Source organism: Flavobacterium sp. (assembly GCF_027484945.1).
Classification (GTDB): domain Bacteria; phylum Bacteroidota; class Bacteroidia; order Flavobacteriales; family Flavobacteriaceae; genus Flavobacterium.
This window is the reverse complement of record NZ_JAIXRZ010000017.1, coordinates 70,817-86,713: the sequence shown is the minus strand read 5'-3', so window position 1 is coordinate 86,713 and position 15,897 is coordinate 70,817. Positions and strand designations below refer to the sequence as shown.

Here is a 15,897-nt window from a genome sequence, read left to right as displayed (position 1 = left end):
TTGGAATACCGTTGATACAAAAGAGCGCCTTTATTTTCGAACGGTTGAAGATTTAAATAAAAATGGGGCCTTTGATAAAGCCGATAAAGTGCATTATTACTATGTTAATCTTGGATCTAAGGAATTAAAACCTACCGAATACAATCCGCTACAATAGCGGATTTTTTATTGTTTTGCCTATTTATCGGCAACTGTACAATTACGTGACGAAAATAAACGTGTAATTCATTTTAAGTAAGCTCTATTACTCACTTAATACTTGACAAAAGGAAAGAGAATCACTGATTAGGCCTGTTCAAAGCTTTGGAGTGATACCAATTTGGCATAAGTCCCATCTTTTGCCATGAGTTCGGTATGGGTTCCTTGTTCAATGATTTCACCTTTATGCATCACCACAATCATATCGGCATTTTGAATCGTGGATAAGCGATGGGCAATCACAATTGAGGTACGGTTTTGCATCATGTTTTCTAGCGCATCTTGAACCAGTTTTTCACTTTCGGTATCTAAGGCAGAAGTCGCTTCATCCAATATCATGATGGGCGGATTTTTCAAGACAGCACGTGCAATAGAAAGGCGTTGTTTTTGTCCTCCTGAAAGTTTGCCTCCCGCATCACCAATTGGAGTATGGATACCTTCGGGTAATTCGTTTACAAATTCATAGGCATTGGCAACTTTTAATGCATTGATAATCGCTTCATCAGTTGCATCGGGCTTACCAATCAATAAATTGTTTTTTATCGTATCGTTAAATAAGATCGATTCTTGAGTAACAAGACCGATATGCTGCCGGAGTGAATGCATCGTAATTGCATTAAGTTCGTGTCCGTCGATTGTAATTTTCCCTTTTTGGATATCGTAAAAACGCGTAAGTAAGTTCGCAATTGTACTCTTTCCAGATCCTGATTGCCCTACTAAAGCAATAGTTTTTCCTTTAGGAATGCGAAGTGAAAAGTTTTTTAAAACAGGCTCATCAGTATACCCAAATTCAACATTCTTCAGTTCGATACAATCTTCAAATGTTTCAAAAACATGAGCATCTGATTTGTCTACGACTTGGTTTTCAACTTCTATAACTTCAAAAACACGTTGAGCCGCTGCTAAACCGCTTTTTACTGAATACGATGCTTTTGAAATTGATTTAGCGGGTGTTAAAATGTTGTAAGATAACCCCATGTAGGTTAGGAATTTTGCAGCTTCAAGAAGGGGTTTCCCGTCAAGTCCTTTTTCAACAAGCACCATATTACCTCCAAACCACAATAAGGCAGCAATAACCATAATACCTAAAAACTCACTCATGGGTGAAGCCAAGTTGTTTTTTCGTCCAATGCTATTCGACAAGTTTAGCATTCGATCAACCGTACTGTGAAATTTTGATTTGAAAGTAGATTCCGCATTATATCCTTTTACGACTTTCATTCCGGAAAGGGTCTCTTCAACAATAGCGATTAAATTTCCGCTTTCGATCTGAATTTTTTGCGATTTTGATTTTAGCGTTTTTCCAATTCTTGAGATGATTAGACCCGAAATTGGAATAAAAACAAAGACAAAAAGGGTGAGTTTAAAACTAATAGAAACCAATGCAAAAATAGAGAATAGAATAGTCATGGGTTCTTTTACGATGAGTTCAAGTATCGAGAAAAAAGAATTTTGAACTTCATTGATATCTCCTAAAGTTCGCGCCATGATATCTCCTTTACGCGATTCGGTGTAATACGATATGGGTAATGAAATGATTTTAGTATACATGGTATTCCGTAAATCCCGTAGCACCCCATTTTTTAATTTCATCAAGTGATTGCTCGCTAGGTAATTAAAAAGATTTTTTAGTAAAAATGTCGAGATGATTAAGCTAACCGCCAACAGCAGTGCATATTGCGCGCCTTTAGTTTCAGAAATGTTGGTCATGTAATAATACAAGTATTCTTTACCATAGTTGGCACAATCCCAAATTCCTTGGTATTCTGGAATTTTAGTTACGCGTTCGGCCTGGTTAAAGAGTACCTGCAGCATGGGAATTAAGGATACAAAAGACAATGTACTAAAAAGAGCGTACAAAATGTTGAAAACCACATTCCAAACCACATTGGACTTATAGTTTCGTATATACGGGATTATTTTTTTTAAATTTTCATCCATTAGTTCAAGTGCATTGCAGCAATAATTGCATTAATTTTTTGATCCAACTCCGCTTCAACCAATTCCAAGTCTTCCAACGAAAGTAAGGGTGCATTCACGCTGAAATAAAACTTAATTTTTGGTTCGGTACCACTCGGACGGGCACATATTTTACTGCCATCTTCTAAATAGTAAATCAATACATTGGATTGAGGTAGCGTGATGGAAAACTCAGTTTTATTAATGATATCGCGACCTTTTGAAGTTTGATAATCCTCAATACATACTACGCGTTGACCATTGATTTCAGTTACGGGGTTTTCGCGCAAATCAATCATCATTTGGATGATTTCTTGAAGGCCCGAAATTCCCTTCTTGGTTAGGGAAATTAAATGTTCTTTATAATAACCAAAGTCCAAATATAAGTTCAATAATTCTTGGTATAGCGAACTACCGGCTGCTTTCGCCTGAGCGGCAATTTCGCAAACCAACAAAGTAGCGCCTACGGCATCTTTGTCGCGCACTGCGTCGCCAACCATATACCCAAAACTTTCTTCTCCGCCTCCAATAAATTGAAGTTCGGGAAAATCTTTGATAAACTTAGCGATCCATTTAAAACCAGTTAAGCCAACTTTGCATTCAACACCATAAGCCGAAGCGAGTTCCAAAAGCATCGGAGTAGATACAATTGTAGTTCCAATAAATTGTTTGCCGTCTATTTTGCCAGCCCTTTTCCATTGTTCGAGCAAATAAGCGGTCATGATGACCATCGTTTGATTACCGTTTAAAAGAATGAGTTCATTTGAAGTATTACGCACAGCAACGCCTAGTCGATCTGAATCCGGATCGGTACCGATTACAATATCTGCACCAATTTTATCTGCCAATTCTAAAGCCATTTGGAGTGCTTCGGGTTCTTCTGGATTGGGAGATTTAACCGTAGGAAAGTCGCCATTGGGTTCAGCTTGCGCGGTAACAATATTCAAGTCGGTATACCCCGCAGTGTTTAAAACCGCAGGAATGGACTTGATAGACGTGCCGTGCAAAGCAGTATAGACAATTTTTAATCCTTCGCGCGCTGCTTTTGGGGTATTAAAACTAGCATTAGCAATAGTTGAAGCCACAAAGGCATCGTCTAAAGCGGAGTCGATATATTCAATTAACCCTTCATTGGCTTCAAAACGAATATCGGCATAGCGAAGTTCTTCAATAATCTGAATAATTTCGCGATCTTGGGGTGGGACTAGTTGGCCACCATCTTGCCAGTATACTTTATAACCATTGTATTCGGGTGGGTTGTGAGAGGCCGTTAATACAATTCCGGCATGGCAATGTAAATGTTTAAGTGAAAACGATAATTCCGGTGTGGGTCGCATATCTGAAAAAAGATATACTTTAATCCCATTTGCTGAAAACACATCGGCAACGACTTTGGCTAAAGTAGCACTATTGTGCCGACAGTCAAAAGCAATCACCACACTTAAATTTTCACCAGGAAAAGCAGTTTTTAAATAATCGGATAAGCCTTGGGTGTTTTTTCCGAGGGTGTATTTATTGATGCGGTTGGTTCCTACACCCATAATTCCACGCATACCGCCGGTTCCAAATTCTAGGTTTTTATAGAAAGACTCTTCCAATTCTTTGGGATTGGAATTCATCAATTCGCGTATAGTTGCTTGGGTATGTGTGTCGAAGGTTGGGGTCAACCACTCGTTTACTTTTTCTAGTACGTTAGGTTCAATTTGCATTTTGTACGTTTTTTTAATCCGTTGGGATTGTGTTTTGGTTTAAAAAACGGTTAGCGTTCTTCTGCAATTTTATAGCGTTCTTCATTGCTTTTTGTGCGTAAAATGATTTCGCCCAAAAAACCAGCCAAAAACAATTGGGTTCCAATAATCATAGCGGTCAGCGCAATATAGAAAAGCGGATTGCTGGTTACTAAAACGGTGTGGAAACCCGTGTAGAGTTTTATTAATTTCACTACAATAATAATTCCAGTAGCTATAAATCCGAGAACAAACATTAAGGCACCAAAAGCACCAAATAAGTGCATTGGGCGTTTACCATAGCGCGACAAAAACCAAATCGTAATTAAATCCAAGAAACCGTTAATGAACCGACTTATTCCAAACTTCGATTCACCATATTTACGGGCTTGATGGATCACTACTTTTTCGCCAATTCGATTAAAACCCGCATTTTTGGCAAGTACCGGAATGTATCGGTGCATTTCCCCCGAAACTTCAACATTTTTCACCACGGTATTTCGATAGGCTTTTAAACCGCAATTAAAATCATTGAGATGGACACCCGAAGTTTTTCGAGCAGCCCAATTGAAAAGTTTTGAGGGCAAATTTTTAGTAACTACATTATCGTAGCGTTTTTTCTTCCAGCCAGAAACGAGGTCAAAATTTTCTTCCATAACCATTTTGAATAATCCCGGAATCTCATCTGGACTGTCTTGAAGATCAGCATCCATGGTAATCACCACATCCCCTTGCGCTCGGGCAAAGCCAGCATGCAAAGCTTGCGATTTCCCATAATTTCGAAAAAAACGGATCCCTTTTACATTGGGATTTTCATTACATAAACCTTCAATGACATGCCACGATTGATCTGAACTACCATCATCGATAAATAGCACTTCATAGGAATATTGATGGTCATCCATTACCTTTTTAATCCAATTGTGGAGTTCGGGTAAGGATTCTTGTTCGTTGAGTAACGGAATGATTATGGAAATGTTCATGTATTAAAAGCTGTGGGGTTGCTCTTTTTTTACGATTAGTCCCACGACTAAACCATGAATTAATTCCACAAAGCAATTAATTAGTATAGTTGAAGGAATCAAAATATAAGGTTCCATGAATTTTTCCATGAATTGTAAACTCATTTCGATTTGTGCCGAACTTAGGTTTGGGTTTTGTTGTAAAGTAACACTTCGTACTTTTTCCATTAATTCTGGAATAAAATCTGGAAATATAAAGGTAAATACCCAAAAGAAAACACCGTATATCAAACTGGCAATAGCACCCATACCGACTGCTATTTTTAACGTTTCTCCTAAAGAAATAAAACCATTATTACTCGTTTTAAATTGGTTGGCACCCATCCAGCAAAATACGAAGGGTAAAATTAAAAAATTGAGTAAATTAATAAGTAATCCATAAGTTTGATTGGTTTGTGGATCTATATTGAGCACATAACCGATTACAAATTCGAGTACCATTACTATGCCAAATAAAGCACCGCATTGAAGGATCGTTTTTCCAATTGTAGTTTTTTGTTCCATGTATATTTAAATGGTTAGTTTCAACCTGCAAATATAATGATTCTGTAGCAACGATTTTCGGATTTTTAGATTAAAAAAAACACGTTTTGAGTTTGATAATTGAAAATTAGTTGTATTTTTGCACACTCAAATAAAAAAGGATTAACAAAAGTTGCAGTTGGCTAATACCTTTGAATTAAAAAGCATCAAGGCAAACTGCTGCATAACAAATAAAAAGATTTACACGATGAAACAAGGTATTCACCCAGAAAATTACAGATTGGTAGCTTTCAAAGATATGTCAAATGATGATGTATTTATCACCAAATCTACAGTAGAAACTAAAGAAACGATTACAGTAGACGGAGTAGAATATCCGGTTTTTAAAATGGAGATTTCGAGAACATCGCATCCATTCTACACAGGTAAATCAAAATTAATCGATACAGCCGGACGTATTGATAAATTTAAAACGAAATACGCTAAACACGGTAAGTAATTTCAATTTATTGTGTGTTCAAATACTAAGAGACCATCCTTCAAGGGTGGTTTTTTTATTGCCCAATTCTTTGTATTTTTGAAACTTTAGTTGAATAAGCATCATGAATTATATACTTTTTGACGGTCCTGTCCGTAACGCTTTATTGCCTTTTACCTTTACCCGTCCTGTTTGCGATATCCGAGTAGGAATATTGACAATCCGCGAAAAATGGGAGAAGTATTTAGGTTTTACTACCACGACCTTAACAGAAGAGTACCTTTCGGAAAAGTTTCCCATGGTAGAGATGGAAGCCAATGTCATGATTAATGGAGCTTATTTTCCGAATGAAGTCTTGGTTGAAATGGTGCGCAATCTCGAGCACAATCAAGTTATCATGCAGGGAGCGGATGTAATTGCTTTTTATACCCACGATACCCAAGATGAAGTCGATTTTGATACGTATGAAATTTTGGAATGCAAAGAAAACGGTTTAAAAATTGAACATACGTGGGATATTTTCGCAAAAAATGATGCGGCAATTCGTGAAGACTTTGCCTTACTCACAGCTGATCGTCATTCGCAACCCATCCCAAAATCAGTCAATGTGATTGCTCCAGAATCTATTTTTATAGAGGAGGGCGCGCGCTTGGCGTTTGTAACACTAAATGCCTCAACGGGTCCGATTTACATTGGGAAAAATAGCGAGATCATGGAAGGTTCGGTGATTCGTGGTCCATTTGCATTGGGAGAAGAAGCACAAGTAAAATTGGCCACAAAAATCTATGGTGCTACAACCGTAGGACCTCATTGCCGTGTGGGCGGTGAAGTTAGCAATTCGGTTTTATTCGCGTATTCTAATAAAGGTCATGACGGATTTTTAGGCGACTCGGTTTTGGGTGAATGGTGTAATATTGGTGCCGATAGTAATAATTCCAATTTAAAAAACAACTATGAAGAAGTCCGCTTGTGGAGCTATGAAACCGAAGGGTTTGCCCGCACTGGACTCCAATTTTGCGGATTGATGATGGGCGACCATAGTAAGTGCGGTATCAACACCATGTTTAATACGGGAACCGTAATCGGAGTCTCTTCTAATATTTTTGGTGCCGGTTTTCCTCGCAATTTTGTTCCTAGTTTTAGCTGGGGGGGTGCAGCTGGTTTTACAACCTATTTAACTTCCAAAGCTTTTCAAACCGCCAAGATAGTAATGGCGAGGCGTAAGGTGGAATTTGATGCGATTGAAATGCGTATTTTGGAGCACGTATTTGAATTAACCAAAAAATACCGAAAGGAATAGTCTACGGTACAATGTTACAAAGCGGTATTTGTTTATGAGATGGGAGTCAATCTTCTTTGTTCATTTACTATAAATCGCAATGATTATATTCCTTATGGACACATAAAAAAAAGCTGTATTTTTGCGGCTATAATTACATGATAACGACCTGCCTGTCGGCAAACAGGATTCTGGGGTTGTGAAAACTATGGAAAACAAGAAAAAAGTAGCCTTTTATACTTTAGGATGTAAACTCAATTTCTCTGAAACTTCTACAATTGCGAGAAATTTTCAAGATGAAGGATTTGAACGCGTCGATTTTGAAACGTTTGCGGATATCTATGTTATCAATACCTGTTCGGTTACCGATAATGCCGACAAACAATTTAAGCAAGTGGTTAAAAAAGCCCTAAAACTTAACGAAAAAGCATTTGTAGCTGCCGTTGGGTGTTATGCCCAATTAAAACCCGAAGAATTGGCAGCAATAGATGGGGTTGACTTGGTTTTGGGGGCTACCGAAAAATTTAAACTCACCGACTATATTCATGATCTGTCAAAAAACGATAGGGGCGAGGTACATTCTTGTGAAATAGAGGAAGCCGATTTCTATGTAGGGAGTTATTCCATAGGAGACCGAACACGGGCTTTTTTAAAAGTTCAGGACGGATGTGATTATAAATGTACCTACTGTACGATTCCATTGGCGCGCGGGATTTCGCGAAGCGATACTATGGAGAACGTACTCTCAAATGCAAGAGAAATTTCAAAGCAAGGCATTAAAGAAATCGTTTTAACGGGAGTAAACATTGGTGACTATGGGAAAGGCGAATTTGGAAATAAAAAACACGAACATACTTTTTTAGAATTGGTGGAAGCTTTAGATCAAGTAGAAGGAATTGAACGCCTGCGTATTTCCTCGATCGAACCCAATTTATTGAAAAACGAAACGATTGAATTTGTATCCCAGAGTCGCACATTTGTTCCGCATTTCCACATTCCCTTACAGTCGGGAAGCAACACGATACTTAAAAAAATGAAACGCCGGTATATGCGGGAATTATATACAGAGCGTGTTGCAAAAATAAGGGAAGTGATGCCCCATGCCTGTATTGGTGTAGATGTGATTGTTGGTTTTCCAGGAGAAACCGACGAACATTTTTTGGAAACGTATCATTTTTTGAATGAATTGGATATTTCCTATTTGCATGTATTTACCTATTCTGAACGCGACAATACCGAAGCTGCTGCTATGGAGGGTGTAGTTCCAAATGCGGTTCGGGCAAAACGAAGTAAGATGCTTCGTGGTTTATCGGTCAAAAAAAGACGGGCATTCTACGAGAGTCAGTTGGGAACCACACGTACGGTATTGTTTGAGGGTGAAAATAAAGAGGGTTATATCTATGGTTTTACCGAAAACTATGTAAAAGTAAAAACACCTTGGAATCCCGAATTAGTAAATACCGTGCACCAAGTTAACCTTACGCGAATTGATGAAGAGGGCGGGGTTAGAATTGAATTTCTACCTATTTAGGTTGAATTCTATTGTTAGTATTTTGAACGAAAATGAAGTCGGGTAATTCGGTAGACACTAAATCCGTATTGTTCAATAAATTCATAGTTGTGGCGACCCGGGTGTTTGAAGTCAATGATTTTCTCGGCGGCAATTTCATAATAGATCCCTTTACCTTCCAACATAAATCGATCGCCTGCTTTGCGATAAGCCGAACGCAATAATTGAAATTCGGATAAGTTCCAGGTAGTATTTTCTGCTTCGATGTTTTCAATACTCGTCATAATCCCCTCCGTAATTTCGGTGGTACAACCGTAATAGTTTTCAATATGCTCGAAAAAATCGAGTATAGTGTCACGAAGTGATTCAGGATTCATAGGTTAAAGATGTCAAAATAGTAAAACCCGCTTCCTGGCGAACCGGTTTAGTGTTCATTAAATCCGTATTCCGGGAGGGAGTAAATCGCGATAAATGGAATGCTTGCGCATAAAAGCAGCTACTTTCGGAAAAATGGGCACTACTTTTAATTTTCGTTCGTAGGCAATTTCCATAATATTTTTTAATAAATCGGTAATAAAGACATCGTCTTCAGTTCCATTAATACGGGTTAAGAAAATCTTTTTTTCTTGGAAGGAATATTCAACAGTAACCAATTCACCGTTAAACGTCGTTTCAAATTGACGTGCAAAGGTGTTATCTTTAATTTCCATTGGATCCAAAATTAACGCTGGGTTCATTCTCTTTTATTGGGTATTCATTAATTTTATGCAAATTTCGTAATTATTTAGAAACTTTTCATGCTCAAGTGCGTTAAACTTTAGAAATGAGTCGAATTCCCGTTTATTTTATACCCGGACTAGCCGCTAGTCCAACTATTTTTGAACGTATTCAATTACCAGAAGATCTTTTTGAAATGTATTTTCTCGAATGGGTTCTACCCAATCCCGATGAATCATTATCGGCTTATGCACAACGAATGGCTTCACAAGTTCACGATCCGAGGGCAATTTTGGTAGGTGTATCATTTGGCGGTATTTTGGTTCAGGAGATGAAAGCTTTTCTCCAGCCTCGTAAAGTACTGATTATTTCGAGTGTTAAATCCAATCGCGAATTTCCCCGAAGATTTAAAGTCGCCCGCACCACAAAAGCCTATAAACTGCTTCCAACGGGTGTATTGCAAGATGTCGAACTGTTAGTAAAATTTGCATTGGGCGATCAAATGAAGCGCAAATTACACCTTTATGAAAACTATTTACAAATGCGCGACAAGCGGTATTTGGATTGGGCCATTGAACAAGTAATTTGTTGGGAGCGAACAACGGTTGATTCTGAAATTATTCATATTCATGGTACGCATGATGAAGTATTTCCATTAAAGTACATCCAAAACTGTATGCCCGTAAAAGAAGGGACACATGCAATGATTTTAAGTAAGTACCGTTGGCTGAATGCGCATTTGCCCGAAATACTAATGGCGTAATCAGGTTTTGGTTTGAAATTTGTAGTTTTGTGAATACATTCCAACGTAGCATACACGAAACGCACGGTAAATACGTTGACTAATAAAAAAGACACTTATGAAACTGTTTCAATGGATGGCCACCGGAGCGTTGGCCGTAATAGTCACAGGATTGTTTGTATTTTCGATTTCGGGCGAAGAACGTCAGAAATTATTGAAAGAAGGTACGGCACAATATTTCCCACCCAAAGTAGATTTTGCGGGTGAGCCCACCCCATTACATATCGCCGATGTAAAAGAGCGTTTTGATCGTGAACTGTTAGTTAACGCCAATTTGCATTCGTCAACACTTTTAATTATGAAGCGCGCCAATCGTGCTTTCCCAGTTATTGAACCCATTTTAAAGCAATATGGAGTTCCAGATGATTTTAAATACTTGGCAGTTATTGAAAGTGCGTTAACCAATGCCGTTTCAGCATCGGGGGCGCGAGGTGTTTGGCAGTTTATGACCGATACTGCAAAAGAAAAGGGAATGGAGGTTAGTGAAACCGTAGACGAGCGCTATCATTTACAAAAGTCGACTGAAGCGGCTTGTAAGTATTTATTGGCCGCCAAAAATAAATTTGGTTCTTGGACAATAGCCGCTGCGAGTTATAATGGAGGGATGAATGGAGTGTCAAAAAAATTGGAAGAACAAGACGTTACCAATTATTATGATTTATTGTTAACCGATGAGACCCATCGGTATGTCTTCCGTATTTTAGCATTAAAAGAAATCATGCAACATCCAGATCTTTACGGTTTTGATGTGAGTCAACACGAATTGTATGAAAATTTACCTACAAAGATTATTGAAGTAGACAGTTCGATTACAGATTTGGCCAAGTTTGCTAAGATGCAAGGCGTAAATTATAAAATTCTAAAAATCCACAATCCGTGGTTGCGCGATAAAAAGTTGGCAAATCCCAATAAGAAGAAATACCAGATTGAGATCCCTACAAAAGGGTATTTTTAAGTTTATTGGCTGTTTTGAATTTTGAATTTGGCTTCGTATTCATGATATACATCGCCTATCAATTTTTATTAAAAGAGCGCTACAATTTTTTTCCATTCGAGTAGAATGAATGCTGCGATATAACTCCCAAGGATCACCCCTAAAGTTTGATTGGGAAGTGATTCGATTTGAAAAATTTGTTGGAATAAACCAAATTTATAGACGATTAGTGTGACTAAACTCGTTGTCATTACAATTCCAATAAGTGGAAAATTAGGTTCTTTAAATAGATTCCATAAGGCTCGTGTTTTCGAAATCATATTCAGGGTTAATACGACCGCAGAGGTAATGAGGCATAAAAAAATAATTGCCCGAAGTGAATTTTCTGAATATCCATGATACAAATAGTGCGTAAAAAGGGTCAGCATTACGAGTGCCATCAATCCTCCTTTAATGATTCCCGAAATCCAAAGCGACTTGTCGATAAATCGTTTTTTTCGAGCTCGTGGAGGTTCGGTCATGCAGTTTTTTTCTTCAACTTCATTTTCAAATGCAACGGCACAAACTGGATCAATAATTAATTCTAAAAAAACAATATGCATTGGGAAAAGCAACAATGGAACCGCTGTATTGACTATGGGAATAAGCGTAACGGTTAAAATTGGAATATGAACGGCAATAATAAATCCAAATGCTTTTTTAATATTGTCGAAGACTCTTCTTCCCAAGAGAATTGCTTTGGGTAAGGCATTCAAATTATCTTCTAATAAAATTAATGCGGCGGCTTCGCGTGCTACATCGGTGCCTTTTTGTCCCATAGCAATGCCTACTTGAGCTGCGCGTAACGCACCAGCATCGTTAACACCATCACCTGTCATGGCTACAATTTCTCCCGTTTGTTTTAAAGCTTCGATTATTCGTATTTTTTCTGCAAATCGAATTCGTGCAAATAAGCTATGCGTTTTTATCACTTTTTGAAGCGATTCATCATTCATTGCTTCAATTTGAAACCCATCAATACAATTTAAGTTATCCCAATTCAATTGTCGGGCAATATGCTGTGCGGTGATCGGATGATCGCCCGTGATGATCAGTGTTCGAATACCTGCTTTCCTACACGTTTCAACTACCGCTTCTGCTTCGGGACGAATAGGGTCGGCAAAAGCAATAAATCCTTTAAAAGTATACGCCAGGTTGGTTATAGTTTTAGGGATAGGTTGGGTCCATTCCGTAATTTGTGCTACGCCAATAACACGGTACCCATCGTGAACCAATTCATCCAAAATTTTGAGCCACCGATTTTTTTCATCTTTGCTTGCTTTACAATGGTCTACAACCCATTCTGGAGCCCCTTTAAGTGTGATTTGATACTTTTCAAGCGTTGAATTTAGTGCATGAATTTGTGCAGTTGCTGGAAAGTCGGATGCAACTGTAAATTCATGAATTGATTGCGGTAAAAAGTCTTTTGAATCTTGTTCAAGTTGCCATTGTATAAGTGCACGGTCAATAGCATCGGTTTTCATTTCTTGGGTTGCAAGGGCTGCAGTAGTTAATACATTACGACTGGCGGTATCCCATCCTTTTTTTGTATTGGCCGTTTTAACGACTCCTTCGGGCGTGGCTATTTTTTCAATTGCCATTCGGTTTTCAGTTAACGTTCCCGTTTTATCAAAACCAACAACTGTAATGGTTCCCAAGGTTTCTAAAGTTTCTGGAGCTTGTACTATAATTTTTATTTGGGCCAATCGCCAAGCACCAAAAGCGGTAAATAAAAAAAATACCACCGGAAATTCCTCAGGTATGATTGCAATAGCGGTCGACAGTCCGGTGAGTAACGCTGTGGTAAAATTTTCTCGTGTTTGGGTTAGATACAGCACTATAAAAAAAGTATATACCATCCCAATACTAAAAAACAAACGAATGAGTTGGTTCATCTCTTTTTGACCTAATGAGGGGGTAGTAGGGGTATCATTAAGGATGCCACCCATTTTACCCAACGTGCCCGAAGTGCCAATAGCGGTTACCAATGCTTGTCCTTTTCCGCGAATAACCACCGTACCGCCAATAAGTAAGTCATTGACAGCTTTGGAAATTGCTAACGATTCGCCGGTAATCAACGATTCGTCAATAAGTAAATGGGTTGCCATTAAAAGTTGGGCATCGGCTCCAATTCGCGTACCTTCTTGGATATTTAAAAGATCACCGGGTACCAATTCTCTTCCAGGGATGCGTTGTATTTCACCATCACGGATAACTTCAACAAAAGGGGTCTGTAATTCTTTTAATGCGGCTAGTGTTTTTCTGGTTTTTCGAAATTGGTAATAACTGATGGCTATCATCAGTAAAAGCGACAGTGTTAGTGCCATTCCTTCAATTACATTTCCAATAATTAGATAAAGGACATTGCACGCAATCAATAAAAGTATGACCGGTTCCTTGAGCATTTTGAGTAATTGTGTTGCAAAATGCGGTTCTTTTGCATCGGGCCATTCGTTGTATCCCCATTGCAGGTGTTTTTCACGTACTGTTTTCGATGTTAATCCGGTTTTAAGCATACTGCAAGGGTTTCGATTGCTAATGACTAATTTTCGATAATTGTTTGTTCACATTCTTCGATGGTCCCATTCAATTCGATCAGTGCGTGAAGGAGTGCTGTTGCTTTTTGTCGCACGGCCTTTCTTTTCCAATCGGAGCACGTAGTTTGAAAAGCGGCTAATGAGTCGGCCGATTTTTGTAGGGAATACATTTTACGAATGCTTTGCTGGTATAGTATCCGTCCCTTTTTTTTAACTGCGCCAGAGGGCAACTGATGGAGGTGAACGGCCAAAGAGTCTAATCCTGTTTGGCATGATGCCAACTGGTTTTGGAGAATGGCAGCAGTACCGTGGCATTTTTCAACTGCTCCATCGAGTTCAGATTCGAAGGGTGTTGGTTCTTGGCATTGTTGCGTACTTAAAAATGCAACCATAAAGGGGATGAGGTAAGGGGCTATTTTTTGCATAATTTATAGGTTTTAAAATCAAAAATCCCGCTACTGCGGGATTTAAGATCCGTCAAAAACAAATTACCGCACTGGTATTTCTTGAACAGGGAAATGCGTTCCTGTTTCAAACTTAGGTACTATTAGTTGAAGTATGCCCTCAGCATAACTCGCCGTAATATTATCCGTTTGAAGACCATCGGGCAAAAGGAAAGTACGATATAAAGTGTTGAAATTAAATTCCAGCAACAAGGGTCGTGACTTTTTTTGCACAAGTGGTGCATCTTTTTGTACCTGTACGGTAATTCGGTTTTTTTTGACATGAATTACAAAATCTTTTTTCTCTAACCCCGGAATAGCCATAATAATTATGAATTGATTTTCATATTCATAAATATTGGTTGCCGGAGATAAGGAACGGATATCCTGTCTCGAAAATGGTTCGCTTAAAAGTTCATCCCAAGGATTAGTTTGGAGCAACACTGCCTCATGTGAGGTATTGGAATGAATTTTTAATTCGTGATTTGTAAACATGATTTCTGGATTTTGCATAGTCAAAGTTAGGGTAGCCCTCCTTCTTTATCCTTGTTTTACATCATTAGAAAAAATGATATTCCTCATGTTTTTAATTTTTCAGATTTGAAAGTTTTTGTGGTTGAACAATCACAATACGACTGAGTTCTTTTCGAATGAGACCCTCGTTTTCAAAATCGGTCAAAGTACGACTTACGGTTTCAGGCGTTGTTCCTGAAATATTGGCCAATTCGTTTCTGCTCAAATGAATGCTTTGCCCTTCTGCGCAGTAGGTTTTAAAATAACTGATCAACGAATTAGCGATTCGTTTGCGCACGGAGTCATAAGCTATACGAATTAAATGTTCTTCAATTTGATTGGATTCTTGGGATAGTATTTTGATAAACTTGGCAGCAATTTCGGGATGATGTTCGATTAAACTTTCAAATTCATGTAGAGGTAGTATACTAATTTCACAATCCGACATGGCTTCGGCATTGTCTGAGTGGTTTTGTTCCGCATACAAGCTATGGAGTCCGATGTACTCCCCAGCCGAATGGATACGAACAGTGAGTTCGCGACCATCTTGCGCTATTTTTGTGATTTTTATAGCACCTTTATGGATATAGTAAATCCCGATTACTTTGTCGCCCTCATAAAAAAGGACTTGTTTTTTTTTGATTTTGCGTATTTGGGACTGTTCCCGCATTAAGTCCAACGCTACTTTTCCTTGAAAGAAGTTGGGAGTAGCGCTATGGTTTGGCTGTTGGGATTTAAAATACTCCAGTTGTATTTCGTGTTTTTTTAGACGCGTAGCTATTGCATTCAAGAGTTGTGCATCATCAAAGGGTCGACAAATAAAATCATCGGCGCCCATTTCCATCCCCTTTCGGAAGTATGTTTTTTTTAATTCATCGCTTAAAAATACAAAGGGAATCGTTGAGGTTATTGCATTTTGCGATAGTGCAACAAGTACTTCATACCCATCGGTTTCTTTCATTAATAAATCACAAAGGATGATATCCGGTTGTGCTGAAGTTGCCATTTGTATACCTTCAATTCCGCTTTTAGCGTCAATAACATTGTAGCTAGCCATTGAAAGTAAATCGTTGAGGTATTGCCGATTTTCTCGGTTTTCAATGATAATTAAAATTCGATTCATAGGCATATAATTTGTATTTAAAAATTTACAAAATCTGCAATATAGTTATAATATTTGGCTCATTGCTTTTTTTTGACCTTTATTTTTTTATGACTCATATTAAATTAAGTTATATTAAAATTCTAAAATAAAA

At 38.2% G+C, this 15,897-nt stretch carries 15 protein-coding genes; 5 read left to right on the top strand and 10 right to left on the bottom strand.

Annotated features, from left to right (window positions below; all coding sequences use genetic code 11):
- Positions 1-285: 285 nt before the first annotated feature.
- From Q0039_RS02815 to Q0039_RS02800, 4 genes are read right to left on the bottom strand one after another with little or no spacing between them, the layout of a single operon-like run.
- Entirely contained in the window at positions 286-2,139 is a 1,854-nt protein-coding gene (locus Q0039_RS02815; protein ID WP_297508732.1) for an ABC transporter ATP-binding protein, read from the bottom strand.
- Positions 2,139-3,866 carry a phospho-sugar mutase gene (locus Q0039_RS02810; protein ID WP_297508730.1) on the bottom strand — a complete coding sequence of 576 codons (1,728 nt, stop codon included), beginning with the start codon at positions 3,864-3,866 and terminating at the stop codon, positions 2,139-2,141. Before Q0039_RS02810 ends, Q0039_RS02815 begins: the two co-directional genes overlap by 1 nt.
- A gap of 50 nt (positions 3,867-3,916) precedes the next feature.
- A complete protein-coding gene (locus Q0039_RS02805) occupies positions 3,917-4,867 on the bottom strand; it encodes a glycosyltransferase family 2 protein (RefSeq protein ID WP_297508726.1) in 951 nt (316 codons plus the stop codon).
- Positions 4,868-4,870: 3 nt separating this feature from the next.
- Positions 4,871-5,410 carry a DUF4199 domain-containing protein gene (locus Q0039_RS02800; protein WP_297508723.1) on the bottom strand — a complete coding sequence of 180 codons (540 nt, stop codon included), beginning with the start codon at positions 5,408-5,410 and terminating at the stop codon, positions 4,871-4,873.
- Between the two features lie 226 nt (positions 5,411-5,636).
- On the opposite strand from Q0039_RS02800, the gene Q0039_RS02795 reads away from it, so the two are divergent.
- The 3 genes from Q0039_RS02795 (at position 5,637) to mtaB (ending at position 8,677) form a co-directional block, all read left to right on the top strand.
- Positions 5,637-5,888, top strand: a complete 252-nt coding sequence (locus Q0039_RS02795) for a type B 50S ribosomal protein L31 (protein WP_297508720.1) — start codon at positions 5,637-5,639, stop codon at positions 5,886-5,888.
- A 103-nt stretch (positions 5,889-5,991) separates the two neighbouring features.
- A complete protein-coding gene (locus Q0039_RS02790) occupies positions 5,992-7,167 on the top strand; it encodes a GlmU family protein (RefSeq protein WP_297508717.1) in 1,176 nt (391 codons plus the stop codon).
- 187 nt (positions 7,168-7,354) lie between these two features.
- Complete coding sequence (gene mtaB / locus Q0039_RS02785) at positions 7,355-8,677, top strand: tRNA (N(6)-L-threonylcarbamoyladenosine(37)-C(2))-methylthiotransferase MtaB (protein WP_297508714.1); 1,323 nt, start codon at positions 7,355-7,357, stop codon at positions 8,675-8,677.
- Between the two features lie 14 nt (positions 8,678-8,691).
- On the opposite strand, the gene Q0039_RS02780 is transcribed toward mtaB, so the two are convergent.
- Both Q0039_RS02780 and Q0039_RS02775 read right to left on the bottom strand, forming a co-directional pair.
- Positions 8,692-9,033 carry a hypothetical protein gene (locus Q0039_RS02780; protein ID WP_297508711.1) on the bottom strand — a complete coding sequence of 114 codons (342 nt, stop codon included), beginning with the start codon at positions 9,031-9,033 and terminating at the stop codon, positions 8,692-8,694.
- 57 nt (positions 9,034-9,090) lie between these two features.
- Entirely contained in the window at positions 9,091-9,366 is a 276-nt protein-coding gene (locus Q0039_RS02775) for an N-acetyltransferase (RefSeq protein ID WP_297508739.1), read from the bottom strand.
- Positions 9,367-9,479: 113 nt separating this feature from the next.
- On the opposite strand from Q0039_RS02775, the gene Q0039_RS02770 reads away from it, so the two are divergent.
- Both Q0039_RS02770 and Q0039_RS02765 read left to right on the top strand, forming a co-directional pair.
- Positions 9,480-10,136: an alpha/beta hydrolase gene (locus Q0039_RS02770; protein ID WP_297508708.1), complete on the top strand. Its 657-nt coding sequence runs from the start codon at positions 9,480-9,482 to the stop codon at positions 10,134-10,136.
- 97 nt (positions 10,137-10,233) lie between these two features.
- The gene (locus tag Q0039_RS02765; RefSeq protein WP_297508705.1) at positions 10,234-11,130 is read left to right on the top strand and encodes a lytic transglycosylase domain-containing protein; all 897 of its coding nucleotides are present in this window, start codon (positions 10,234-10,236) and stop codon (positions 11,128-11,130) included.
- Positions 11,131-11,198: 68 nt separating this feature from the next.
- Here the strand turns inward: Q0039_RS02765 and Q0039_RS02760 are convergent, their stop codons facing one another.
- From Q0039_RS02760 to Q0039_RS02745, 4 genes are all read right to left on the bottom strand, one after another.
- Positions 11,199-13,664, bottom strand: coding sequence for a cation-translocating P-type ATPase (locus tag Q0039_RS02760; protein WP_297508703.1), 2,466 nt, complete (start codon positions 13,662-13,664; stop codon positions 11,199-11,201).
- 26 nt (positions 13,665-13,690) lie between these two features.
- Positions 13,691-14,110: a hypothetical protein gene (locus Q0039_RS02755; protein ID WP_297508700.1), complete on the bottom strand. Its 420-nt coding sequence runs from the start codon at positions 14,108-14,110 to the stop codon at positions 13,691-13,693.
- Between the two features lie 63 nt (positions 14,111-14,173).
- A complete protein-coding gene (locus Q0039_RS02750; protein WP_297508697.1) occupies positions 14,174-14,623 on the bottom strand; it encodes an Hsp20/alpha crystallin family protein in 450 nt (149 codons plus the stop codon).
- Between the two features lie 91 nt (positions 14,624-14,714).
- Complete coding sequence (locus tag Q0039_RS02745) at positions 14,715-15,764, bottom strand: cyclic nucleotide-binding domain-containing protein (RefSeq protein ID WP_297508694.1); 1,050 nt, start codon at positions 15,762-15,764, stop codon at positions 14,715-14,717.
- Between the last annotated feature and the right edge of the window lie 133 nt (positions 15,765-15,897).

Coding starts and splice junctions, on each gene's coding strand:
- Q0039_RS02815 (WP_297508732.1), bottom strand. CDS start 2,139: ATGGATGAAAATTTAAAAAAAATAATCCCGTATATACGAAACTATAAG.
- Q0039_RS02810 (WP_297508730.1), bottom strand. CDS start 3,866: ATGCAAATTGAACCTAACGTACTAGAAAAAGTAAACGAGTGGTTGACC.
- Q0039_RS02805 (WP_297508726.1), bottom strand. CDS start 4,867: ATGAACATTTCCATAATCATTCCGTTACTCAACGAACAAGAATCCTTA.
- Q0039_RS02800 (WP_297508723.1), bottom strand. CDS start 5,410: ATGGAACAAAAAACTACAATTGGAAAAACGATCCTTCAATGCGGTGCT.
- Q0039_RS02795 (WP_297508720.1), top strand. CDS start 5,637: ATGAAACAAGGTATTCACCCAGAAAATTACAGATTGGTAGCTTTCAAA.
- Q0039_RS02790 (WP_297508717.1), top strand. CDS start 5,992: ATGAATTATATACTTTTTGACGGTCCTGTCCGTAACGCTTTATTGCCT.
- mtaB (WP_297508714.1), top strand. CDS start 7,355: ATGGAAAACAAGAAAAAAGTAGCCTTTTATACTTTAGGATGTAAACTC.
- Q0039_RS02780 (WP_297508711.1), bottom strand. CDS start 9,033: ATGAATCCTGAATCACTTCGTGACACTATACTCGATTTTTTCGAGCAT.
- Q0039_RS02775 (WP_297508739.1), bottom strand. CDS start 9,366: ATGGAAATTAAAGATAACACCTTTGCACGTCAATTTGAAACGACGTTT.
- Q0039_RS02770 (WP_297508708.1), top strand. CDS start 9,480: ATGAGTCGAATTCCCGTTTATTTTATACCCGGACTAGCCGCTAGTCCA.
- Q0039_RS02765 (WP_297508705.1), top strand. CDS start 10,234: ATGAAACTGTTTCAATGGATGGCCACCGGAGCGTTGGCCGTAATAGTC.
- Q0039_RS02760 (WP_297508703.1), bottom strand. CDS start 13,664: ATGCTTAAAACCGGATTAACATCGAAAACAGTACGTGAAAAACACCTG.
- Q0039_RS02755 (WP_297508700.1), bottom strand. CDS start 14,110: ATGCAAAAAATAGCCCCTTACCTCATCCCCTTTATGGTTGCATTTTTA.
- Q0039_RS02750 (WP_297508697.1), bottom strand. CDS start 14,623: ATGTTTACAAATCACGAATTAAAAATTCATTCCAATACCTCACATGAG.
- Q0039_RS02745 (WP_297508694.1), bottom strand. CDS start 15,764: ATGAATCGAATTTTAATTATCATTGAAAACCGAGAAAATCGGCAATAC.